This is a genomic window from Streptomyces sp. NPDC032940 (genome assembly GCF_040636935.1).
Lineage (GTDB): Bacteria > Actinomycetota > Actinomycetes > Streptomycetales > Streptomycetaceae > Streptomyces.
The window spans coordinates 20,272-42,476 of the sequence record NZ_JBEZVJ010000042.1 but is presented as its reverse complement, the minus strand read 5'-3'; the positions used below and the strand labels follow the sequence as shown (position 1 = coordinate 42,476).

Genomic DNA, 22,205 nt, shown 5'->3' with positions numbered 1-22,205 from the left:
GCGAGGTGACCAGCGGTTTGAGGAACACCACGCGCTCGTGGGCGGGCAGCGGGTGAACGGTGGTCGGATCAGGGGACAAGAGCGGGGTCCTTTGCGTGGTCACGGGCGGGGTCATGTCGCCGAGTCGCGGTCAACGGCTGTGCGCGGATGTGTTGTTCGGGGTGATGACCGCCTTCTCGTCGGTGGCGCCTCGCGGCGCGGCGGAGTCTTCCGAGGTCCCGGGCCTCGACAGCCACAGGCCGGTGAACACGGCGGTGGCCGAGGTGATGGCGCCGGCGGCGAGGAAGGCGCTGTCGAGACCGGCCTCGAAGGAGGCGCCGCCGGACTGCCGGGTGCGGACGACGGCTCCGAGCACGGCCACGCCGAGCACCGCGCCGATCTGCCGCGTGGTGCTGCTGACGCCCGAGGCGAGACCGCCTTCCTGCGGGGTGACCGCCTGGATGGCTGCACCGGTGAGCGGGGACATGGCCAGGGCGAAGCCGGTGCCGGCGGTCGCCAGGCGCCACCACACGTTCGCGTAGCCGGTGTCGGCGTGGACGGTGCCGAGCGCCAGCAGTCCCAGTCCGGCCAGGGCCAGGCCGGTGGTGACGACGACGCGGAAGCCGTACCGGGCGGCGAGCCGGCCCGCGTAGGGGCTGACGACCACCATGGCGAGGGACAACGGCAGGGTCTGCAGGCCGGCGCGCAGGATCGAGCTGCCCTGGACGTCGACGAAGAACTGGGAGAAGAAGAACGACGAGCCCATGAGCGCGAACCCCACCACGACCATGGCGGTGTTGGACACGGTGAACAGGCGCTCCCGGAACAGCCGCAGCGGCAGCATCGGGGCGGTACGGCGCGCTTCGACGGCGATGAAGGAGGCGAGCAGGATCGCCGCGGCGGCGAAGCCGCCCAGGACGACCGGTGAGGTCCAGCCGCGGGCGCCGCCTTCGATCAGGCCGTAGGTCGCCAGGCCCACGGCCGGAACGGACAGCACCGTGCCGGGGATGTCGATCGCGGGGGCGTTCGGATTGCGGGACTCGCCGAGGTGCCGCAGGCCGAGCAGCAGCAGGAGGGCGCCGATGGGCAGATTGACGAGGAAGATCGCGGGCCAGCCGAAGGTCTGGGTGAGTACGCCGCCGGCCACGGGGCCCGCGGCCAGGCCGATCCCGCTGAGGCCGGCCCACAGTCCGATCGCCTTGACGCGTTCCTGAGGTACGGGATGGGCTGCGGCGAGGAGGGCGAGCGAGGCGGGGCTCAGGGCCGCGGCTCCGATGCCCTGCAGCACCCGGCCGGCGACCAGCCAGCCGAGCGAGGGCGCGAGGCTGCACACCAGCGACGCGGCGGTGAATACCGCCACGCCGCTCAGGTACACGCGCTTGCGGCCGAACCGGTCGGCGAAGACACCGCCGGACAGCAGCAGCATGGCGACCAGCAGTACGTAGGCGTCGACGATCCATTGCAGCCCGGTCAGCTCGGTGTGCAGCCGGTGCTGCATGTCGGGCAGTGCGGCTCCGACGATCGTGTTGTCGAGCAGGACCATGAACTGGCCCAGGCAGGTCACCGTGAGCAGCACGGCGCGGTTCGGTCGACTGCCTGCGGTCGCGTGCGATGCGGCCATGAGCTCCCCCTCGGTTGTCAGTGGCGCCATGTCGCGGTCGGTCAGCACGGGTGGCGACAGAACGCGGACGCCCTAAAGCAGTTGGCGACTGCGTTAGTCGACTATAGAGAGAGGCTTCTCGCAAACGCAAGTGGTAACTGCGTTAAGGTGGTCGCATGAACGAGCGACAGCCAGCACGGCGGCCCGGCGGGCGCAGCGCCCGCGTCGGCGCGCAGGTGCACCAGGCCGTCACCGAGCTGATCGGTGAGCGCGGCTACGGCCACTTCACCGTCGGCGAGGTCGCGGCCCGCGCCGGTGTGGCCGACAGCAGCATCTACCGCCGCTGGGGCAGCCTGGAGGCCCTGCTCACCGACGTGGCGCTCACCCGCCTCAACGCGCAGTCGCCGATGCCGGACACCGGGAGCCTCGCCGGCGACCTGCGCACCTACGCGGCCCAGGTGGCCCGCGAGATCACCGGTCCCGACGGTCCGGCGGTGCTGCACCTGGCGGTCGCCCTGTCGAGCAGCGGTCAGCAGGGGCTGCGAGCGGGTCTCGGCCTCCGCGCCGAGCGCACGCGGCAACTGCAGTCGATGCTCGACCGCGCCCGCGACCGTGGCGAGCCCGCGCTCGACGCGCTGGACGTGCTGGACCACGTCCTGGCCCCGATGTACATCCGCGTCCTGTTCGGCATGGTCCCGCTCACCCCGGACTACGTCGACGGGCTGGTCGACCGTTTGCTGTGAGCGGCGGGGCGGAGGGCGTCGTCGCCGCGGGCCGCGCAGGTGTGCCTCGGTCCGGTTCGAGTTCACGCGTCCCGGGCGGCTTCCCGGGCCGCATGCTCCAGCCGGCTCCGGTGGTTCTCCCACCATGCCGCGTCGTCCGACGGCATGCTGTCGTTGCCCTTGTTCATCCCGACGGCACCGTCCATGAGCTCCCGGAGGATATCGGCGTGCCCGGCGTGCCGGTGCGTATCGGCGATCACTCGCACGACGGCATGATGCAACGTCAGCTCGTCCCTGCCGTCGGGCCACCACGGCACCCTGCCGGTCGTGTCCAGCGCCAGCGTGTCGAGGGTCGCGTCCGCGTGCGCCCACGCCCTGCGGTACAGCTCCACGATGTACTCGCGTGACTCGTCGGCGGTGGCCCACATGTCCGCGTTGGTCGGGGCACCCTCGTCGAGCCAGGGCAGCGGCTCGCCGGACGGCCGGCCGAAGGTGTCGCCGAGGTAGCCCAGCTCCACACCGGCCACGTGCTTCACCAGGCCCAGGAGGTTGGTGCCGGTCGGTGTCAGCGGGCGGCGGATGTCGTACTCCGAGAGCCCTTCGAGCTTCCACAGCAGGGCGTCACGGGCGGACTGCAGGTAGAAGTGGAGATCGGCTTTGGCGTCTGATGCGGTCATGCGGCCAGTCTGCCGACCGTGTGATCCTTGTCCACCGCCTTTTCTCCGCCGCGGCCGCCCCTTCGCGTGTGGTGCCGGCTGATCCGGTCCGTCCGATTGCCCCGTCCGGTCTGCGTCCTCGGGCCGGGCTGGTGGGTCTGGTCAGGGCCCCGGAGCAGCAGCCGTGAGGCGTTCGACGACATCACGGCGGTCAGCGTGGTCGACTTCGTCATGCAGGCCGGCATCGTCCACCGGCGCCCCGACGCCTGATGGCCCGTCCACGCCCGCCCGGAGCGCAGCCCCTCCTCGGAGGCCGAGGTGGGTTCGGCGTTGTAGACGGTGAGGGTGAGAGGTCGACGCGCTCCAGCTTGGAGTAGTACTCCACGCTCATGTCGGCCAGTGCGGCTGACCTCGCTCCTGCGCAGCGAGGTCAGGAACTCGCGGACCTCTGCTCGGTTGTCCACGCCTTCGACGGTACGTCCCGCACGCGGTGGAAGGGGTGTACTGGCAGTACACCCCTCGAGGTGCCCCGCTCCGCGCGCCGGGAGCGGGGCACGCGGGCGACGCCCTGACGCCTGCCTCGCCTCGGCCTGGTCCGCTTCACCCCCGGTGCCGGCCCCACTGGCACCCACGCCGACGGCCAGACCCGTTGCGTCACCGGCGGAAATCACTCGGACGGGCAACGTGGTGCCGCCATACTGGTGCGATGTGCTTTCGCGGGGGGACTCCGAACCGGCATCACGTGTGCCTGCCTTGCCGTTCGTCGTTCAAGAAGCGGGGCTCGTGGGCGAGCCGGTGCCCGCGCTGCGGCGGAGAGACGATCGACGCGGGCCAGGACCTCGCCGTGCCGAAGCGGAGCGACTCCGCAGGGTGGCGGACGCTGGCCGTCCTGCTGAACGCGGGTGTCACGTTCCACTCCGGCTGCTGTGACGGGCCCGGCTGGCGGCCTCGGTCACCGCGCGAGGTGCGCGAACGGCTGGCCGCCGCGGCCGGCACCGGCGTGCCGCTGAGCGTGGCGCTGACGACGGTCGACGTCGACGAGCTCCGTTCCTGGCGGCACACCGCACGCTGAGGGGTGCCGTGCGGCGGGACGGCGGGTTCAGGAGGAGGCGTAGCCCGTCAGAGGCGGGGTGCGCAGGGCGATGACGGCCTTGTCGTCGTGGCCGTTGCCCGGGCGGTGGGAGACGAGCGCCTGGCACAGTTCTTCCGGTGACCGGCCGACGAAACGGGCAGCGGTGACGGCCAGGGCGTCCAGTCCCCGGTCCAGCGGCTGGCCGGGAACCTCCACGAGACCGTCGGTGAACAGGACGATGGTGCTGTCCACCGGCACCGCCTGGCGGTGGTCCGGGCGCGGGAGGCCGGGGGCCACCCCCAGCGGAGGGCCGGGATCGGTGTCCAGGTAGCGGACCCGTCCGTCGGGCAGGAGCACGAGCGGGGGCGGGTGTCCGGCACTCGACCAGCACAGCTGCCAGGAGTGGCCGGCGGGCTCCAGCCGGGCCACCAGTGCCGTGGCGATGGGCGCCTCGTCCAGGGCGGCGCTCATGATGCGGTCCAGCCGTGCGAGGGACGCGCCGGGCGAGGCGTTCCGGTCGAAGTACAGGGCCCGCAGCATGTTCCGGATCTGCGCCATGTCGGCCGCGGCCCGCAGATCGTGGCCCACGGCGTCACCGATGACCGCCACGCACGCCCCGTCGGGCAGCAGCATGGCGTCGTACCAGTCGCCGCCCACGGCGGCCGGGGAGTTCGCCGGGCGGTAGGCCGCGCCGGCGGCGAAGGGCCTCAGATCGGGCAGACGGGGCAACAGCAGCCGCTGGAACTGTTCGCCGCTGTTGCGGACCGCCTGATACAGGCGGGCGTTCTCGATCGCCACCCCGGCCGTGCCCGCGAGCGCGCGGATCACGCCTTCGTCATGCCGGTCGAAGGGCTTTCCGTCCTTGCGTTCGGAGAGATAGAGGTTGCCGTACACCTGCCCTCGTACGCTGATCGCGACCCCGAGCAGGCTGCGCATGGGCGGGTGTCCGGGCGGGAAGCCCGCCGACTCCGGATGGCGGGAGATGTCCTTCACCCGCAGTGGCTCCGGGTGGTGGATCAGATGCCCCAGCAGGCCCCTCCCTCTCGGCAGCTCCACCCCTTCCAGGTCTGCCAGCTCTTTCGCGGTCAGCCCGAGGGGAATGAACTCCTCCAGGAACCTGCCTTCCTGATCGAGCACACCCATGGCGCCGTAGCGGGCGCCCACCAGATCCATCGCGGTGCGCACGATGCGGCGCAGCACCGTGGGCAGCTCCAGCTCTCCGGTGATGTTGACCACCGCCTGGAGCAGCTCCTGCAAGGTGCTCTGGGCACGGGCCAGGGCGTGCAGCTGCTCGCCGATCCGGTTCAGGTCGGAGCTGAGGGGGAGGTCGAGCAGCGAGGTGTAGGACTCCTCCGATCTGTCGTCGGCCGAGTCGGCGACCGACTCGTCGAGGTCGTCGTCCGAGTCGTCGTCCGGTGACCGCTGCCAGTCCGCCGCCATCGTGCCTGCCTCACTTCTGCCGTCCGCCCGGGGAGTCCCTCGTGCGCCGTCCCGCGCCGCCCCGTCCGCAGGTACCGTCTGCACGCGTGACACACCGCAAGCCAGCTGTGCACCTCGAACCGGCTCCCCCCACTCTCCCCCGGCAGCCGGGCATATGTCGCCCAGGGGCAGCCGGTCGGCGTAGCTCACGGTGACTCTTCTCAGGCAGCGTGGTCCGCGCCGTAGGAGCCGGCATCTGCTGACACCGCCGCGATCTCATAGATGCCCGACAGGAAAACCTCACGAGAAGATCAGGCTGGTCGGCGAGCGTCACGTCCATGCACGCACACCACCCCCGTACCCCCGCCACCGAGCGCACGCGCCGCTGGTTCATGAACCGTTCCCTGTTGCTGGGAGGCGCAGCCGCCGTGGCGACCATGACCGGCTGTTCCGCCGGAGCGTCCGACACGAGCGGCTCCGCGTCCGGCGGCGCCCGGAGCGGGATGCCGTCAGGTGGGCCCGGTGGCGCCGGGGGCATGGGCCCCGGCGCCACCGAGGTGAAGTACGCCGACTTCAAGGGTGTCACCACCGACGGCAAGGTCGTCGACGACCTGTTCTCGATCCACTCCACCGGTGTCTCTACGGATGCGGTGGTGAAGGCCGCACAGGCGTTCCTGGACGGGCTCAGCGCCAAGGTGCGCCGGGCGTCCGTGTTCGACGTGGACGACGACGAGTGGCTGGCCTGGAGCAACGTCGACGGATACGAACGCGAGGGTGCCCGCATGGGCGACCTGACCGAGAAGCAGCGCAACCTCGGCTACGCCCTGCTCGGTGCGGCTCTGTCGGCGGACGGGCTGGCCCAGACCCGCAACATCATGAAGCTCAACGCCTTCCTCGGTGACTACAACGGTGGTGGCAAGGAGACGCTGACCGAGGGGCACTACTACTTCACCTTCATGGGAACCCCGTCCACGACCAAGCCCTGGGGCTTCCAGTACGAGGGCCACCACGTGGCCATCAACTACTTCGTCCTCGGCGACCAGGTCGTCATGTCCCCGACCTTCATGGGCTCGGAGCCGACGTCGGCCACCTACAACGGCGAGAAGATCACCCTCTTCAGGCCGGAGACCGAGGCCGGTCTCGCACTGCTGCGGTCCCTGACCTCGGCACAGCGTAAGAAGGTCGTCTCCGCCGACGAGAAGGGCGGCACGGACATGGTCGCCGGGGCCGGACAGGACAACCTGCAGCTGGCCTACCAGGGACTCGCCGCCAAGGAGTTCACCTCCGCCCAGCGCCAGAAACTGCTCGACCTGGTCGGCGTCTACGTCGGCTACATGGACGACGGCCACGCCGCCGTGAAGCTGAAGGAGGTGGAGGAGCACCTCGACGACACGTACTTCTACTGGATCGGCGAGACCGAGGACTCCTCCGCCTTCTACTACCGGGTGCACAGCCCGGTCGTGCTCATCGAGTACGACGCCCAGTCCCCGCTGGCCTACGGCGAGAACGCCCAGACGGGTGGCGGCGGTGCCCCCAGCGGCCGGCCGTCCGGCATGCCGAGCGGGCAGCCCACCGGTATGCCGAGCGGCGGACCCGGCGGTGGCGGCATGGGCGGCGGAACCCCCACCCAGCAGCACATCCACACCATCATCCGCACGCCCAACGGCGGTGACTACGGCGTGGACCTGCTCAAGCTCCACCTGGAGACCGACCACTGACACGCGTGGGGACACCACGTGAGCCCGGCCGGGCGGGTCCGGTGCAGCCTGCGGTCAGGGGTGTGGGGATCGCAGACCGCATACGGGCAGGTGACCGCGATTATGACTGTGTCGTGCACATGGCAAGTATGTTGACGCTTCGTCAACTCTATTGTGGCGCACGCCGGTTGTCGGCAACTCTTGATCGCAGTCCGGGGCGGAACGTGACACCTCCGCCCCGTCAGGGGTGCGCGATCACGCGCATCCGCCCCCACAGACGCGCGCCCCACCCCTGCGCGCGCCGCCAAGAGGAGGAATACCTCGTAATGGCACAACTGCGGAGCAAGAGAATACGACTCGCCGCGATCACCGCTGTCGCGGCGACCGCCTTGGCCGGCGGCCTCGCCGCGGTCCCCGCCCAGGCCGCTCCCGCGGAGGGCACGGTGCTCGGGGCCGGCTCGCCCACGGCGGTACGGGACAGCTACATCGTGACGCTGCGGAAGGACGCCGGGTTCAAGGCCGCCTCAGCCACGGGCAAGGACTTGGTGGAGGAGTACGGCGGCAGCGTGAACAAGACGTTCGGCAGCGCACTGAACGGCTACACGGCCACCCTCTCCGCGACGGAGGCCAAGCGGCTGGCCGCCGACCCGGCGGTGGCGGCCGTCGAGCAGAACCAGCGGGTCAGCATCGCCGACACGACGCAGTCCAACGCGCCGTGGGGCCTCGACCGCATCGACCAGACCTCACTGCCGCTGTCCGGCACCTACACCTACCCCGACAGCGCCGGCAGCGGCGTGACGGCCTATGTCATCGACACCGGCGTACGCATCACACACCAGCAGATCAGCGGCCGTGCGTCCTACGGCTACGACGCCGTCGACGGTGACGCCGTCGCCTCGGACGGCAACGGTCACGGCACCCATGTGGCCACCACCATCGCCGGCTCCACCTACGGCGTGGCCAAGAAGGCGAAGATCGTCGCCGTGCGGGTGCTGGACAACAACGGCTCCGGGACGACCGCCGGAGTCATCGCCGGCATCGACTGGGTGACCCGGAACCACTCCGGCCCCTCGGTCGCCAACCTGTCGCTCGGCGGCGGCGCCTCCGCCACACTGGACGCGGCCGTGCGCACCTCCATCGCGAGCGGCGTGACCTACGCGGTGGCCGCCGGCAACAGCAACGCCAACGCCTCCTCGTACTCCCCCGCCCGGGTGACCGAGGCCATCACCGTCGGCGCCACCACCAGCACCGACGCCCGGGCGAGCTACTCCAACTACGGTTCCGTGCTGGACGTCTTCGCCCCCGGATCGTCCATCACGGCCGGCTGGAACACCGGCGACACCGCGACCAACACGATCTCCGGCACCTCGATGGCGACCCCGCACGTCGCCGGGGCCGCCGCGGTCTACCTGGCCGGCCACACCTCCGCCACCCCCGCGCAGGTCGCCACGGCCCTCGCGAACGGGGCGACCACCGGCAAGGTCACGAGCCCGGGCTCGGGTTCACCCAACCGGCTGCTGAAGCTCGCCCCGTGACCGTTTCCCCCGCAGTCCGGACGTCGTGAGCACGGTGCCCCGGAGGCCGCCCCGCCTGCGGGGCACACGTGCGCGCGGCAGCACCCGGCGGCGGGTGGACCTGCCGATCGGTCCGGACCACTGCGCCGTGATCACGGTCCGGCCCGTACGGACGTCCCCGCCTTCACCGTGGCCCCGCTGTGTGATCGGATCGGCCCGTGTCTGCAGCCGCGGAGCTCGCCGCGGCCCGCACCGAGGCGGCCCGGCGCCTGCTGCACGACGGCATCGACGGCTGAGCCCGGCACCGGCTCGACGAGAGGTCCGGTTCGGACGAACGAGGGCGTACGCCCCTTATTGTCGATCTCGTCATGCGGCCTTCGCGCACGGGACGGAGCTCGGGCTGTGGCGTTCGCGGAGTCGGTTCCGGGGCCTGAGGGACGGTCCTGGGGTCCGCTGCTGGCGGTGTGCGCCGGGTACTTCATGGTGATCCTGGACGTGACGGTCATCAACGTCGCCGTGCCGGTGATCGGCCGTGAGCTGTCCGCCTCGCTCACCGGCATCCAGTGGATCACCGACGGGTACACCCTGGTCTTCGCCGGCTTCCTGCTGACCGGGGGCGCGCTCGGCGACCGGCTGGGAAACCGGCGGGTCTTCTGCTGGGGTGTGACCGTGTTCACCCTGTCCTCGGCCGCGTGCGCGCTCGCGCCGACCACTGCCTTCCTCATCGCCGCCCGCCAGGTGGAGGGGCTCGGGGCGGCGCTGATCGTGCCCGGTTCGCTGGCCCTGCTCCAGCAGGCCTACCCGATGCGGGCCGCCCGCTCGCGGGCCTTCGGGCTCTGGGGGTCGATGGCAGGCATCGCGGCTTCCGCCGGGCCGCTGCTGGGCGGGCTGCTCGTCTCCACGGTGGGCTGGCGCTGGGTGTTCCTGATCAACCTGCCCGTCGGTGCGGCGTGTCTGGCACTGACCTTGCGGCAGGTCGCGCGCTCACCCCGGCGCGCTGACCGGACCCTGGACTGGCCCGCACAGGGCGCGGTCGTCGCCGGGGTGGCGCTGCTGATCGGCGCGCTCAACGAGGCCGGACGGCGCGGCTGGTCCGACCCGGCCGTCCTCTGCGGGCTGGGCCTGGCCGTACTGGCCGCCGCGGCGTTCGCGGTGCGCGAGCGGCTGGCCCGGTTCCCCGCGCTTCCGCCGAGTCTGCTGAGCGGTCGTGCGATGAGCGGCGGTGCCGTCATCGGTCTGCTGTTCAACTTCGGCTTCTACGGCATGGTGTTCACCGCCAGTCTGAGCTTTCAGCACGAGCGTGGTTTCAGCGCCCTCGACACGGGGCTGGCGCTGCTGCCGGCGGTGGCCATGACCATGTTCGCCTCCGTGCTCTCCGGGCGCCTGACCCGTCGCACCGGGGACCGGCCTCTGGTCGTCCTCGGCATGCTGCTGGCGGCGCTGGGGCTGGCGGGCTGGGCCGCTGCGGGGCCCGATCCCGCGTACGCGCTGCTGGTGGCGCCCCTGGCGGCCGCGGGCTTCGGGACGTCCTTCGCCCTCACCGGCTCGACCAGCACCGTGATGGGCGCCGCTCCCCCGGGCTACTCGGGAGCCGCTTCCGCACTGTTCAACACCACCCGCCAGATCGGCAGCGCCGCCGGCGTGGCAGTCGGTGGCAGTCTGCTCGCCACCACCACCGACTACGGCACCGGGCTGCGCACCGGCATGGCCGTCGGCGCGTGCGCCTACCTCACCGCGGCGGTCCTCGCCTGGTGGTGCGTACCCCCGAAGCCCCGTGGGGCATGAGCGGCGGCTCCTTCGTGGACCCGGCGCGGCCGAGGGCCACCGGCCCCTACGGCTTCGCGTACTGCCAGACGAGCCAGCCGAGCGCCTGCTGCCCGGTGGCGTTGGGGTGGAAGGACTCGACCTGCCGGGAGAACGGGCGGATGCCGTTCACCCAGGCCGGGTCACCGCAGCTCTCATGGTTGCGGAAGGAGGCCGCAGGATCGACGAAGTCGTAGCCGTGTGCCCTCGCCTTGGCGGCGAGCACCGCGTTGAGGGCGCCGGCCGCGCGGCGCAGCGCCTGGTGGGTGCTGTCCGGCCAGGCCCCGTCGGCGAAGCACAGGGGTGTCGACTCCGCCTGGACCACGTGCGGGTAGCCCACCACGACCACCTGGGTGCCGGCGCCTTTGCGCTGGTCGATCCGGTCGAAGAGCTTCTCGATCCTGGCGGGAAGGACGTCCTGGTACTTCCTGGTGACCGCGTTGATCCGCTCGTTGCACGCACCGGTCCGGGGCGGATTCCAGAGGTAGCAGAACGTCAGGGGGCTGGAGAAGCCGAAGTCGTTCGAACCGGCCTGCACGGTGACGAGATCGGTGGTCCTGGTGACCGCCGTCGCCTGCGTCCTCGCCGCGGTGCTGCTCGCGCCGCAGTAGGACCTGTCGACCAGGGTGGCGCCGAGTGCCTTCGCGACGCGGTGCGGATAGGAGAGCGTCGAGTTCGGCACCCTGGTCCCGGGCTCTTCGTCGAGATAGCAGGACGAGGCTTCCGCGGCCGGTGAACCGGCCCCGATGCCGGCCGCCACCGAGTCGCCCAGCGCCACGTATCTGAAGGCCTCGGCCTCGGTGCCGGCCGCGGCGGTCGGAGCCGTCGGCGCCGCCGACACCAGGAGTGCCATGAGGCAGCCGATGACGGTGCGCCCTGCCGATGGGTGATCTCGCCACTACGGGTCCTTTCCTCGGGGTCGACTCGCCTGTGACGACACAGGTTTGCCCCCCGAGGCCCGCACGGGGCAACAGCCCGTCCCTGTCCCGGACAGTGCCGGTGCTGTCCGGCCTGGTCGGTGCGGTGTCCGGGTTCGCCCTCCGGCGGCCCGGTCGCTGCCAGTACCCGCCGTGTCCGTGAGCCGGGCACGGGCTACTTGGATGCGACGCGTCCCACCGCGTCGGGGCCGGTCGTCAGCGCATCGCACGCGGCCTGCCACGTCGTGGCGCCGGGGAGGAGCTGGGCGTGCAGGTAGGCCGCGCTGAGGCGGGCGAGGGCGGCGACGCGCTCGGGGTTCTCGTCCGTGGTCTCGGCGGCGTCGTGTCCGGCGATCCCGCCGAGTCCGTGTTCCGCGTCGAACAGGGTGAGCAGGGTCTTGGGGCCGGGGGCGAGGGTGTAGGGGTCGGTGTGCCAGTCCGGCCCCATGTCGGTGAAGTGGCGGGAGTCGTCCTTGTCGCCGGCGACGACCAGCGCGGGTGCGGTCATGGTGGAGAAGTCGACGGCCCCGATGATCGGCCACTGCTCGGCCATGGGTCCGTTGAAGACGTCGCCGCCCCTGCCGGGCGCGGCGAGCAGGACGCCCGCCTTGATCCGGGGCTCGACGAGGTGCACCAGGTCCCCGGTGTCGGGGTCCGTGAGCCCGGCGCCCAGCAGGAGGGCTGCGGTGAAGCCGCCGAGCGAGTGTCCGGCGAGGGCGACCTCGGTGGGGTCGATCCGGCCCGCGAGCTGCGGCACGGTGCGTTCGATCACGTCGAGCCGGTCGAGGATGTGGGTCATGTCCTCGGCGCGGGAGCGCCAGAAGTCGGGTGCGCCGGGCGCGTCGGCGACCAGGTGGCTCAGGGTCCGGGAGGTGAGGTGGGTGGGCTGGATCACGACGAACCCGTGGGCGGCCCAGGAGTCGGCGAGCGGTGCGTAGCCGTTGAGCGAGGAGAGGTTGTTCGAGGGGCCGTGGCCGTGGGAGAGCAGGATGACGGGGAGACCGGTCCCGGTCGCGGGTGCGGTGACGCGGAGCTGGAGGTCCACGGGGCGTCCGGGCACGGAGAGGACCACGGGGCTGTAGGACAGGACCGGCACGGGCGTGGCCGAGGCGGCGGCGCCGGCGGCAGCGGATGTCGAGACGGACGTGCTCACGATGGGGTTCCCTTTCGGTGGTGCCTGCCGTCCGCCGCTCTTCGGCGGCCGGGGGCGGCAGGGCGGACAGGGGCAGCCGCTTCGGCTAAGCTGAAGCGGAGCACTGTTCCACTTAGTATCCGGAGCACTGCTCCGCTTTGTCAATCGATGGGGAAGGAGCCCACGGTGACCACCGACAGCCCCGAGGGGAAGTCGCCGTCCCGAGGCAAGCGGGCCGATGCCCAGCGCAACCGGGAGACGGTGCTGGCCGCGGCCGCCGAGGTGTTCGTCGCCTCCGGCGTCGACGCTCCGATCCGCCGGATCGCGGCCCGGGCGGGCGTCGGCATGGGCACGGTCTACCGCCACTTCCCGACCCGGGCGGATCTCGTCACCGCCGTCTACCGCCACCAGATCGAGGCGTGCGCCGAGGCCGGCCCGGCCCTGCTGGCCGGTGCCGGCTCACCGTTCGACGCGCTGCGCGAGTGGATCGACCTCTTCGTCGACTTCCTGGTCACCAAGCACGGACTCGCCGACGCCCTGCAGTCCGACGACGACCGTTTCGCCGCGCTGCACGCCTACTTCCTCGACCGCCTGCTGCCCGTCTGCGCGGAACTGCTCGACGCCGCGGTCGAGGCCGGTGACATCAGGCCCGGTACGCAGCCGTACGAGCTGATGCGCGGCATCGGCAACCTCTGCATCGGCAGTGACAACGATCCCCGCTACGACCCCCGCCGCCTGGTCGCTCTGCTCCTCGAAGGACTCCGGCAGCCGCACGCGAGCTGATGTGCGTTCGCGGTGCCTGGTGGTACTGACACCAGGCTCGTCGCGCTCTCCCCTGTGTCACCGACGTCCGGCCAGAGTGATCGGCATGAGCCGACGCACCATTCTGATCACCGGCGCGAGCCAGGGCCTGGGCCGTGGTATCGCCTTCGACCTCGCCGAGCGGGGCCACACCGTCCTGCTGCACGGCCGCGACCGCTCGCGCATCGAGGCGACGGCCTCCGACGTGCGGGACACGATCGCCGGTGCCTCCGTACGCACCTACCTCGCGGACCTGGCCGACCTCGACCAGGTGCACGACATGGCCGCCCGGATCCGCGCGGCCGAACCCCGCCTCGACGCACTGGTCAACAATGCCGTCGCCGGGGGTGGCGCGGAGCCGCTGCGCCGGGAACTGAGCCGGCAGGGACACGAGTTGCGGTTCGCCGTCAACCACCTCGCCCCGTACGCCCTCACCCGCGCTCTGCTGCCCCTGCTCACCGCCTCCGCGCCCGCCCGCGTGGTCAACGTCGCCTCGATCGGGCAGGAAGCCGTCGACTTCGACAACGTGATGCTGGAGCGGGACTACGAGGGCCTGCGCGCGTACTGCCGCAGCAAACTGGCGATGATCATGGCGACGTTCGAGCTGGCCGCCGAGCTGGAGGGAACCGGCGTCACGGTCAACGCCCTCCACCCCGCGCATCTGATGGACACCGAGGGAGTGCGCGCGTACGGCCTGGTGCCGGTCACCGGGGTCGAGGAGGGCGTACGGCCCACGGTGCGGCTGGTGCTCGACCCGGACCTGGAAGGCACCACCGGGCGCTACTTCGACCAGTTCACCGACGCGCGCGCCCACGAGCAGGCCTACGACGCCGAGGCCCGGAAGCGTCTGATGACACTGACCCACCGTCTGCTGGAGCCGCGCCCGCACCGCGTATGACGGCCGCCTCGGTGGTCAGCCGGGCAGACCCAGGGCGTCCAGGGAGGCCCCGGCGGCCCACTGGCGCAGCCGGCGGCCGTCGACCAGGTGGACCCGGCCCTGCCGAGCGGCCCACAGCTCGTCGGTGCGGCTGTAGGCACCCTGGCTGACCACCACGCGCACCAGGTCGTCGAGCCCAGGGGGATGCGTCTCCCGCAGAGTGGGCGCGGCGGCCGGCGGGGCGTCGTCCGTCCGTCTCCCGTCCGCCGGGCGGAACCCCACGTCGAGCCGGCGACCGCCTCGGTCGCGTGCGTACAGCCGGGGGCGGCCCGCGTCGGGCATCGAGATGACGTCCCATCCGTCGCGCCGCAGCATGCGTTCGGCGGCGACCGCCAGGCCGAGCTCGTCCAGCGTCATCAGCTCCGCCGGGGTGTAGATGCCGCCTCGCCGGCGCACCGCCGCGCGCCGCCAGCGCGTCACCAGCAGCGTGACGGCCGCGAGCAGCGCGACGCCCGCCACCGCGCTGCCGGCGCCGTGCGCGCGGTACAGCCAGGCGAGGGCCACCGCGACACCGGCCACGGTGAGGCCGAGCCCGGCGATCGCGGGCAGGACATCGCGCAGTTCCGGGCCGTAGTGCCCCTGTGCCCGCAACTCGGCGACGGTGCGCCGCCTTGGCGAGCGGCGCGCGTCTCCGGTCCGGGCAACGTCCTTCCCCCTCGGTCCCATTGGAGCAATATAGGCCTCCGGCCGTCAGGCCTGTCCGTCCTCCCCCCGGCGCCTCTCCCCCGCCCGTCCCGCGGAGCCTTCCGTGCTCTCGCGCAGCACCAGCCGGTGGGCGACGACGAGGTCCTGGGGTGAGCGGACACCGGCCGAGGGGGCGTCCGCGGGCGCCGGATCGGCGGCCTCGTCCATCCGGTGTTGGAGCAGGTCGACGGCGATCCTGGCCACCGCGGCCTTGTCCGGGGCGACCGTGCTCAGCGTCGGCACGCTGAACCGTCCGCCCTCCACGTCGTCGAAGCCGATGACGGCCACGTCCTCGGGCACGCGCAGTCCGTGGTCGTGGAGGGCGCGCAAGGCACCCAGCGCCAGTTGGTCGTTGAGGCAGAGCAGCGCGTCCGGCCGGCCGCCCGCACGCAGCGCCCGGTGCACGGCCTCGGCCCCGTCGGGCATCCGGAAGGAGTCCACGGGCAGCAGCGCCGCGGCGTCGAAGGGGAGACCCGCCGCGGCGAGGGCGGCGCGGTAGCCGCGGGTGCGGGCCTCCGCGGTGCCCAGGCCCGCGTCGTCCCGGCCGCCGACGGCCCAGATCTCGCGGCGACCGAGGCCGATGAGGTGCTCGGTGGCCTCCCGCGCGGCCCGCTCGTTGTCGATGGCGACGTGGTCCGCGCCCTCCTCCAGCAGCTCGCCGAGCAGCACGGTGGGCGGAGCGCCCGCGCGGTCGCGCAGGTCGTCGGCGGTCAGGGCGAGCGGGCTGAGGATGACCCCGTCGACGAAGGTGGAGCCGAATCCGGCCAGCGCCGCCAGTTCGTGGTCGCGGTCGGCGCCGGTCTGGTGGATGAGGACGGTCAGGGAGCACCGCTCGGCCTCGCGAATGACGTGCCGGGCGAGTTCGGCGAAGTACGGGACGTCGAGTTCGGGGACGACCAGGGCGATGATGCCGGTGCGTCCCTTGCGCAGGTGACGGCCGGCCAGATTCACCTTGTAGCCGAGCTGGTCGATGGCCTCCTGGACCACGCGCCGGGTCCGCTCGGAGACATGGACGTAGTCGTTGATCACGTTGGAGACCGTCTTCTCCGACACTCCCGCGTGCCGCGCGACGTCCTTGATCCTGGGCCGTGCCACCGCTACCTCCCTGCCCCGTACCGGCCCCGAGTGTAGATCGCCGCGGGCCCGGGGCGGGCGGTCGGCCGTACCGGTTCCGTCCGGTGCGGTCCCGTTCGGTCCGGTCCGCACCGGTGCCGGGACGCGGACCGTCGGTCATCCCGCCGCAGACTCTTTACAGCCAATGTACATCGATGTAAAAACGAGCCACCGCACCGCGTCAGCCGGTGCGCGTCCCGCCTGCCGAACACTGCGGGGACCACGTCGCCCGTGGCCGCCGCCGGTCCGGCACGCGTGTCCGGCCGTCGAAAGGTCAACGATGACTGCGCGATCCCCTGTCCCCGCCCCGCCCCCGGAGTCCGCCGCGTCCCGCGGCCTGACCCGCCGCCACCTCCTGGGCACCGGCCTGGCCGGGGCGGGTGCGCTGCTCGCCGCGGGGTCGCTGTCCGGCTGCGCCTCCCCGGCCTCGGCCTCCGACCCCTCCGCGCTGAGCGTCTGGGACCTGTTCCAGGGCGGCGACGGCATGCTGATGGACGAGATGATCGAGGCCGTCTCCCACGACGGCCGGGGCTTCGACGTGGACCGGACGATCCTGGACTGGGGACCGTCGTACTACACGAAACTGGCCATGTCGGCCGCCGGCGGACGGGCCTCCGACGTGGCCGTCCTGCACCTGTCCCGGCTGGCCGGATACGCCCCCGGCGGCCTGCTCGACCCCTTCGACCTGGATCTGCTCGCCGAGTTCGGCGTCACGGAGAAGGACTTCACGCCGGCGGTCTGGGCACGGACGAAGCACGACGGCACCGTCTACGCGATCCCGCTGGACGTCCACCCCTTCATCGTCTTCTACGACAAGGAGGCCGCCGGCACGGCCGGCCTGCTCGACCCCTCCGGTGAACTGGCCCCGATGGGCTCCCCCGAGGCCCTCCTCGAGGCGGGCCGGGGTCTGGCGAAGGCGACCGGCGGGGCCGGCATCCTGTTCGGTCACGTCACCGACACCGCCCAGAACTGGCGGCAGTTCGCCGCCTTCTACGCCCAGACCGGTGCCGAGTTCACCCTGCCCGACGGCGGTCCGCCGCGGATCGACGTCGACGCGGCGGTCCGGGTCGTGTCGTTCATGCAGCAGCTCTTCGACGGCAGGACCAACCCCAACAACCTGGACTACAACGGCGCGCTGGCCGCGTTCACCGCCGGCCGCGGCGGCATGGCCATGCTCGGCGAGTGGGAACTGCCCACGCTGAAGAAGTCCGGCGTCCCGCTGGGCGCCGCGCCGTTCCCGCAGGTCTTCGACCGGCCGGCCGTGTACACCGACAGCCACAGCTTCGTCCTGCCGCACCAGGACGACCCCGACCCGGCCCGGCGGCGTGAGGCCCACCGGTACGTCGCGGAGATGATCAAGCAGAGCCTGACCTGGGCGAGCGCCGGCCACATCCCTGCCTACCAGCCGGTGCTGGCGAAGCCCGAGTACGCCGCGCTCGAGCCGCAGTCCTCGTACGCGGACGCCGGGAAGGTGGCGGTGCTCGACCCGCCGAACTGGTTCACGGGAGCCGCGTCCAACTTCCAGAACCGGATGTGCCAGCCGCTGCAGTCGGCGCTGCTGGGCAACACCACCGCCGAGAAGGCGGTGCGTCAGATGGTCCGCGAGGCGGACACGCTGCTCCGGCAGCCCAACCCGGTGGCCTGACGAGCAGAAGGAGTGATCCCCGTGACCACCACCGCACCCCCCGACACCGGTTCGCTGCCCGGCTCGACGGCTCCCCGGACAGGCACCCCCGAGCGGCTGCGCAGGCTGCGCACCGGCGGCTCCGGCCTGGTCTTCGTGCTGCCGTTCCTGGTGCTGTTCGCCCTGTTCCTGGTGTGGCCGATCGTGCAGGGCCTGTGGATGAGCTTCACCGACTCCTCGCTGGCGGTACGCGACACCACGTTCGTCGGTTTCGACAACTACGCCGAGGCGTTCGGCGACCCGGACGTATGGAGCAGCCTCGGGAACACGGTGTTCTTCACCGTCATCTCCAGCGTGCCGCTGGTGCTGGTCGCGCTCGCGATGGCGCTGCTGGTGCACGGCGGACTGGCCGGGCAGTGGGCGTGGCGGCTGGCGTTCTTCGCCCCGTACCTGCTGCCCGTGACCGTGGTGACGCTGATCTTCACCTGGCTCTACCAGCCCGACCTGGGCTTCGCCAACCAGTTCCTCGACAGTCTCGGCATGGGGCCGGTCGGCTGGCTCTCCGACGAGTCCGTCGCCATGTGGTCCATCGCCGCGCTCACCGTCTGGTGGACGGTCGGCTTCAACTTCCTGCTCTACCTCTCCGCGCTCCAGTCGCTGCCCTCGACCTACGACGAGGCCGCCGCCCTGGACGGCGCCGGGGCGTGGCGGCGCCTGTGGTCCATCACGCTGCCGCAGTTGCGCCGTACCACCGCGCTGGTGGGGATGCTCCAGGTCCTCGCCTCGCTGAAGGTGTTCGACCAGATCTACATCCTCACCAAGGGCGGACCGAACGCCTCGACCCGACCCGTCCTCGAGTACGTCTACGACGTCGGCTTCACCGGATACCGGCTCGGATACGCCTCGGCGGTCTCCTATCTCTTCTTCGCGCTCGTCATCGTCGTCTCGCTCGTGCAGCTCCGCCTCTTCCGCCAGGAGGACTGACCGTGTCCGCTACCGCAACGACCCTCCGCCCACGGCGCCGTGCGCCCCGGGACGCGACCGGCTCCCCGCTGCTGCTCGGTCACGGCCGGCTGCCGCGCGTCCTGGCCGGAACCGCCCTCGTCGTCCTGGCCGCCGTGTGGCTGCTGCCGTTCGGGTGGGCGCTCGCGACGTCCGTGCAGAGCGAGCAGGACCTGGCGAAGCCCGGCCTCTCCCCCTTCAAGGGCGCCTTCACGCTGGAGGCGTACCGGGAGATCCTGGAACGGGGGAACGTGTCCGTCTGGGCGTTCAACAGCTTCCTGATCGCCACGCTGGTCACCGTGATCACCATCGCCGTCTCGACGCTCGCGGCGTACGGCTTCTCCCGCGGCACCTTCCGCGGGCGCAAGGCCCTGCTGGCCGTGACCGTGGCCGCGATCATGGTGCCGCCGCAGCTGCTGGTCGTGCCGCTGTTCCGGCAGATGCTGCTCTTCGACCTGGTGGACACCTACGCGGCCGTGATTATGCCTCAGGTGGTGGCCCCGATGATGGTGTTCATCCTGAAGCGGTTCTTCGACGGCATCCCCCGGGAGCTGGAGGAGGCCGCCCGGATCGACGGCGCCTCCGAGTTCCGGGTCTTCCGGTCGGTGGTGCTGCCGCTGTCGCGTCCGATCGTGGCGGCCGTGTCGATCTTCGTCTTCATCGGCGCGTGGAACAACTTCATGTGGCCGTTCGTCGTCACCAACGACCCCGATCTGATGACCCTCCCGGTCGGCCTGGCCACCGTGAAGGACGCCTACGGCATCCAGTACGCGCAGGCCATGGCCTCCGCGTTGCTGGCGGCGCTGCCGCTGATCGTGGTGTTCCTGCTGTTCCAGCGCCGCATCGTCAACTCCGTCGCCACCACCGGCCTCGGCGGTTCGTGACCCCTGTCACCGAGCCGGCTGTCCGTACCGAACGAACTATCCACTGGAGCATGTGTGCCCACCCCCTCCGTCCCGCGCCCCGAGTACCCGCGTCCGCAGTTCGTGCGCCGCGACTGGCTCAACCTCAACGGCGCCTGGCAGTTCGAGACCGACCAGGGGGACAGCGGTCTGGAACGCGGCCTCCTCGACCGGGAGCTGCGCGGCGAGATCCTCGTGCCCTTCCCGCCCGAGTCCGAGCTGTCGGGCATCGGCGACACCGACTTCCTGAACGCCGTCTGGTACCGGCGGACCCTGTCCCTGCCCGTCGCGTGGGCCGGACGGCGGGTACTGCTGCACTTCGGCGCCGTCGACCACGACACCACGGTGTGGGTCGACGGCGCGGAGGTCGCCCGGCACCGCGGCGGCTTCACCCCCTTCACCGCGGACCTCGGTGACGTGGCCGGGGCCGGCGAGGACGTCGTGATCACCGTCCGCGCCCGGGACGCCAGGTCGGGTCCGCAGGCCCGGGGCAAGCAGGCGGTCCGGTACGCCAACCACGACTGCAACTACACCCGGGTGACGGGCATCTGGCAGACCGTGTGGCTGGAGCCCGTCCCCGAGACCCATCTGCGCCGCCCCCGGATCACCCCTGACCTGGCCGGCAGCGCCTTCCACGTGGAACTGCCGCTGTCCGGGAACCGGCCCGGCCACCGGGTCCGGGCCGTGCTGAGCGACGGCGACGGGGAGGTGAGCCGCGCCGAGGCGCGCGCCGACCTGGACCTCGCCCCGCGCCTGCACCTGCCGGTTCCCGGCGACCGGCGCCGCGAGTGGGGGCCGGACGACCCCCACCTGTACGGCCTGCGTCTCGAACTCCTCGACGCGGAAGGCGAGGTCGTCGACAGCGCCGAGAGCTACGCGGGCCTGCGCTCCGTCGCCCTGCGCGGCAAGGCCGTCCTCCTCAACGGCCGGCCCGTCTTCCAGCGACTCGTCCTCGACCAGGGCTGGTACCCGGACGGCCTGATGACGGCGCCCACGGACGAGGCGCTGGTCCGCGACATCGAACTGGCCCTGGAGGCCGGCTTCAACGGTGCCCGGCTGCACCAGAAGGTCTTCGAGGAGCGGTTCCTCCACCACGCGGACCGCCTCGGCTACCTGGTGTGGGGCGAGTTCGGCGACTGGGGCTGCGAGACCGGCGGCTCCTCGGGAGACAACCAGAAGCCCGACGCCTCGTACGTCGCGCAGTGGCTGGAGGCCCTGGAACGGGACTACTCCCACCCCTCGATCATCGGCTGGTGCCCGCTCAACGAGACGTACCAGAAGCTGCACGACCGGATCACCCAGCTCGACGACGTCACCCGCGCGATGTTCCTCGCCACCAAGGCCATGGACACCACCCGGCCGGTGATCGACGCCTCCGGCTACGCCCACCGCGTCGCGGAGACCGACGTCTACGACGCCCACAACTACGAGCAGGACCCGGCCGCCTTCCGGCAGTTGATGTCCGGTCTGGCCAAGGACGACCCGTTCGTCAACAGCCACGAGAGCGGCGCCCCCTACTCCCTGCCGTACGCGGGACAGCCGTACTTCGTCAGCGAGTTCGGCGGCATCTGGTGGGACCCCGGGGCGGCGGCCGACCTGTCGGGCGAGGACCGTGAGCAGTCCTGGGGCTACGGCGAGCGGGTGCGGGACGAGGAGGAGTTCCACGCCCGCTTCAGCGGCCTCACCGAGGTGCTGCAGAACGATCCGCACATGTTCGGCTACTGCTACACGCAGCTGACCGACGTGTTCCAGGAACAGAACGGCATCTACCGCTTCGACCGGGGCACCAAGCTCGACGTGGCGCGGATACGGGCCGCGCAACTGCGGCCGGCGGCCATCGAGAAGCAGGCATGAGGGAAGGCGGGCGCCCGCCGCCGACCGCGGGCCCCGCCGGTCTCAAACCTCCTGGTGCCGGCTCGGTCCGGCCGCGTAGGCCAGTGGGGGTGCGATGGCCTGGGCGTCGGCTCCCTCGCCGACCCACAGGGCGATGAACAGTGCGGCGGTCGCCTCCAGGAGGCCCGCCCGTTCCAGACCGCCGCCGGACACGGGTGCACAGCCCGTGTCACGCACCAGTTCGCGTACCCGGGCGAGGGCCGTCTCGTCGTCGCCGCACACCGGTACGGCCAGGGGCCGGCCGTCGAAGACGGGGGGCCGCATGCGCCACACGTTCTCGTGGCAGAGGTTGAACGCCTTCACCACGTGGGCTCCCGGTGCCGCCTCGGCGAGTCGCCGCGCGGCCGAGGGGCCTCCCGCCGTCAGCAGGCAGAAGCCCGGCCCGACCGGGTTGGAGCAGTCGAGCAGGACCTTGCCCTCCAGGGCCTCGTGCAGTTCCCGTGCCACCTCCGCTCCCACGCCGAAGGGCAGTGCGGCCAGCACCACGTCCTGACCGGACTCGGCCGCCGCGCGCAGACCGGCGGGCCTGGCGTCGCCTCCGAGGCGTGCCGCGAGTCGCTCCGCCTTGTGTGCGTCCCGTCCGCCGACGGTCACCTCGTGCCCGGCCCGCACCCAGTGGGTGGCGAGTGCGTCGGCCATGCTGCCCGTGCCCAGTACGCCGATTCTCATTCCGTGGCCCCTCTTCGTGCCGGATTCGATCGTTCACCCCGACCGTAGAGGGCGGTTCGGGCACCATTC

Annotated in this window: 20 protein-coding genes; 12 read left to right on the top strand and 8 right to left on the bottom strand. The window is 71.8% G+C overall.

Annotated elements, in window-relative coordinates; genetic code table 11:
• Positions 1–130 precede the first annotated feature (130 nt).
• Positions 131–1,600: an MFS transporter gene (locus AB0E77_RS31545; protein ID WP_361577607.1), complete on the bottom strand. Its 1,470-nt coding sequence runs from the start codon at positions 1,598–1,600 to the stop codon at positions 131–133.
• Positions 1,601–1,755: 155 nt separating this feature from the next.
• Between AB0E77_RS31545 and AB0E77_RS31540 the strand changes: the two genes are divergently transcribed.
• Positions 1,756–2,322, top strand: coding sequence for a TetR/AcrR family transcriptional regulator (locus tag AB0E77_RS31540; protein WP_361577604.1), 567 nt, complete (start codon positions 1,756–1,758; stop codon positions 2,320–2,322).
• Positions 2,323–2,384: 62 nt separating this feature from the next.
• Here AB0E77_RS31540 and AB0E77_RS31535 read toward each other — a convergent pair whose 3' ends face one another.
• Positions 2,385–2,978 carry a DinB family protein gene (locus AB0E77_RS31535; protein ID WP_361577601.1) on the bottom strand — a complete coding sequence of 198 codons (594 nt, stop codon included), beginning with the start codon at positions 2,976–2,978 and terminating at the stop codon, positions 2,385–2,387.
• Positions 2,979–3,074: 96 nt separating this feature from the next.
• Here AB0E77_RS31535 and AB0E77_RS31530 point away from each other — a divergent pair, with 96 nt between their 5' ends.
• Complete coding sequence (locus AB0E77_RS31530; RefSeq protein ID WP_361577598.1) at positions 3,075–3,227, top strand: hypothetical protein; 153 nt, start codon at positions 3,075–3,077, stop codon at positions 3,225–3,227.
• A gap of 574 nt (positions 3,228–3,801) precedes the next feature.
• The gene (locus AB0E77_RS31525) at positions 3,802–4,029 is read left to right on the top strand and encodes a hypothetical protein (RefSeq protein ID WP_361577595.1); all 228 of its coding nucleotides are present in this window, start codon (positions 3,802–3,804) and stop codon (positions 4,027–4,029) included.
• 27 nt (positions 4,030–4,056) lie between these two features.
• On the opposite strand, the gene AB0E77_RS31520 is transcribed toward AB0E77_RS31525, so the two are convergent.
• Positions 4,057–5,469 carry a GAF domain-containing SpoIIE family protein phosphatase gene (locus AB0E77_RS31520; protein ID WP_361577592.1) on the bottom strand — a complete coding sequence of 471 codons (1,413 nt, stop codon included), beginning with the start codon at positions 5,467–5,469 and terminating at the stop codon, positions 4,057–4,059.
• A gap of 317 nt (positions 5,470–5,786) precedes the next feature.
• Here AB0E77_RS31520 and AB0E77_RS31515 point away from each other — a divergent pair, with 317 nt between their 5' ends.
• From AB0E77_RS31515 to AB0E77_RS31505, 3 genes are all read left to right on the top strand, one after another.
• Positions 5,787–7,166, top strand: coding sequence for a DUF3500 domain-containing protein (locus AB0E77_RS31515; protein ID WP_361577589.1), 1,380 nt, complete (start codon positions 5,787–5,789; stop codon positions 7,164–7,166).
• 305 nt (positions 7,167–7,471) lie between these two features.
• A complete protein-coding gene (locus tag AB0E77_RS31510) occupies positions 7,472–8,680 on the top strand; it encodes a S8 family peptidase (protein WP_361577586.1) in 1,209 nt (402 codons plus the stop codon).
• A gap of 381 nt (positions 8,681–9,061) precedes the next feature.
• Positions 9,062–10,444, top strand: a complete 1,383-nt coding sequence (locus tag AB0E77_RS31505; protein ID WP_361577583.1) for an MFS transporter — start codon at positions 9,062–9,064, stop codon at positions 10,442–10,444.
• Positions 10,445–10,490: 46 nt separating this feature from the next.
• Here the strand turns inward: AB0E77_RS31505 and AB0E77_RS31500 are convergent, their stop codons facing one another.
• On the bottom strand, positions 10,491–11,315 hold the full coding sequence (locus tag AB0E77_RS31500) for an SGNH/GDSL hydrolase family protein (protein WP_361577580.1): 825 nt from the start codon (positions 11,313–11,315) through the stop codon (positions 10,491–10,493).
• A 239-nt stretch (positions 11,316–11,554) separates the two neighbouring features.
• A complete protein-coding gene (locus AB0E77_RS31495) occupies positions 11,555–12,532 on the bottom strand; it encodes a chlorophyllase (protein ID WP_361577577.1) in 978 nt (325 codons plus the stop codon).
• A gap of 165 nt (positions 12,533–12,697) precedes the next feature.
• Here AB0E77_RS31495 and AB0E77_RS31490 point away from each other — a divergent pair, with 165 nt between their 5' ends.
• Positions 12,698–13,294, top strand: coding sequence for a TetR/AcrR family transcriptional regulator (locus AB0E77_RS31490; protein WP_361577574.1), 597 nt, complete (start codon positions 12,698–12,700; stop codon positions 13,292–13,294).
• An 85-nt stretch (positions 13,295–13,379) separates the two neighbouring features.
• Positions 13,380–14,210: an SDR family NAD(P)-dependent oxidoreductase gene (locus tag AB0E77_RS31485; RefSeq protein WP_361577571.1), complete on the top strand. Its 831-nt coding sequence runs from the start codon at positions 13,380–13,382 to the stop codon at positions 14,208–14,210.
• Positions 14,211–14,225: 15 nt separating this feature from the next.
• Here the strand turns inward: AB0E77_RS31485 and AB0E77_RS31480 are convergent, their stop codons facing one another.
• Positions 14,226–14,840, bottom strand: coding sequence for a hypothetical protein (locus tag AB0E77_RS31480; protein ID WP_361577568.1), 615 nt, complete (start codon positions 14,838–14,840; stop codon positions 14,226–14,228).
• 99 nt (positions 14,841–14,939) lie between these two features.
• Positions 14,940–16,028, bottom strand: a complete 1,089-nt coding sequence (locus AB0E77_RS31475) for a LacI family DNA-binding transcriptional regulator (protein WP_361577565.1) — start codon at positions 16,026–16,028, stop codon at positions 14,940–14,942.
• A gap of 298 nt (positions 16,029–16,326) precedes the next feature.
• Between AB0E77_RS31475 and AB0E77_RS31470 the strand changes: the two genes are divergently transcribed.
• The 4 genes from AB0E77_RS31470 to AB0E77_RS31455 all read left to right on the top strand — a co-directional run bounded on the left by AB0E77_RS31470 (position 16,327) and on the right by AB0E77_RS31455 (position 21,428).
• Positions 16,327–17,691, top strand: coding sequence for an extracellular solute-binding protein (locus AB0E77_RS31470; RefSeq protein WP_361577562.1), 1,365 nt, complete (start codon positions 16,327–16,329; stop codon positions 17,689–17,691).
• A gap of 96 nt (positions 17,692–17,787) precedes the next feature.
• Positions 17,788–18,654, top strand: coding sequence for a sugar ABC transporter permease (locus AB0E77_RS31465; protein WP_361577610.1), 867 nt, complete (start codon positions 17,788–17,790; stop codon positions 18,652–18,654).
• Between the two features lie 2 nt (positions 18,655–18,656).
• Positions 18,657–19,556: a carbohydrate ABC transporter permease gene (locus AB0E77_RS31460; RefSeq protein WP_361577559.1), complete on the top strand. Its 900-nt coding sequence runs from the start codon at positions 18,657–18,659 to the stop codon at positions 19,554–19,556.
• Positions 19,557–19,610: 54 nt separating this feature from the next.
• Complete coding sequence (locus tag AB0E77_RS31455) at positions 19,611–21,428, top strand: sugar-binding domain-containing protein (protein ID WP_361577556.1); 1,818 nt, start codon at positions 19,611–19,613, stop codon at positions 21,426–21,428.
• A 42-nt stretch (positions 21,429–21,470) separates the two neighbouring features.
• Here AB0E77_RS31455 and AB0E77_RS31450 read toward each other — a convergent pair whose 3' ends face one another.
• Positions 21,471–22,136, bottom strand: a complete 666-nt coding sequence (locus AB0E77_RS31450; protein ID WP_361577553.1) for an NAD(P)-binding domain-containing protein — start codon at positions 22,134–22,136, stop codon at positions 21,471–21,473.
• Between the last annotated feature and the right edge of the window lie 69 nt (positions 22,137–22,205).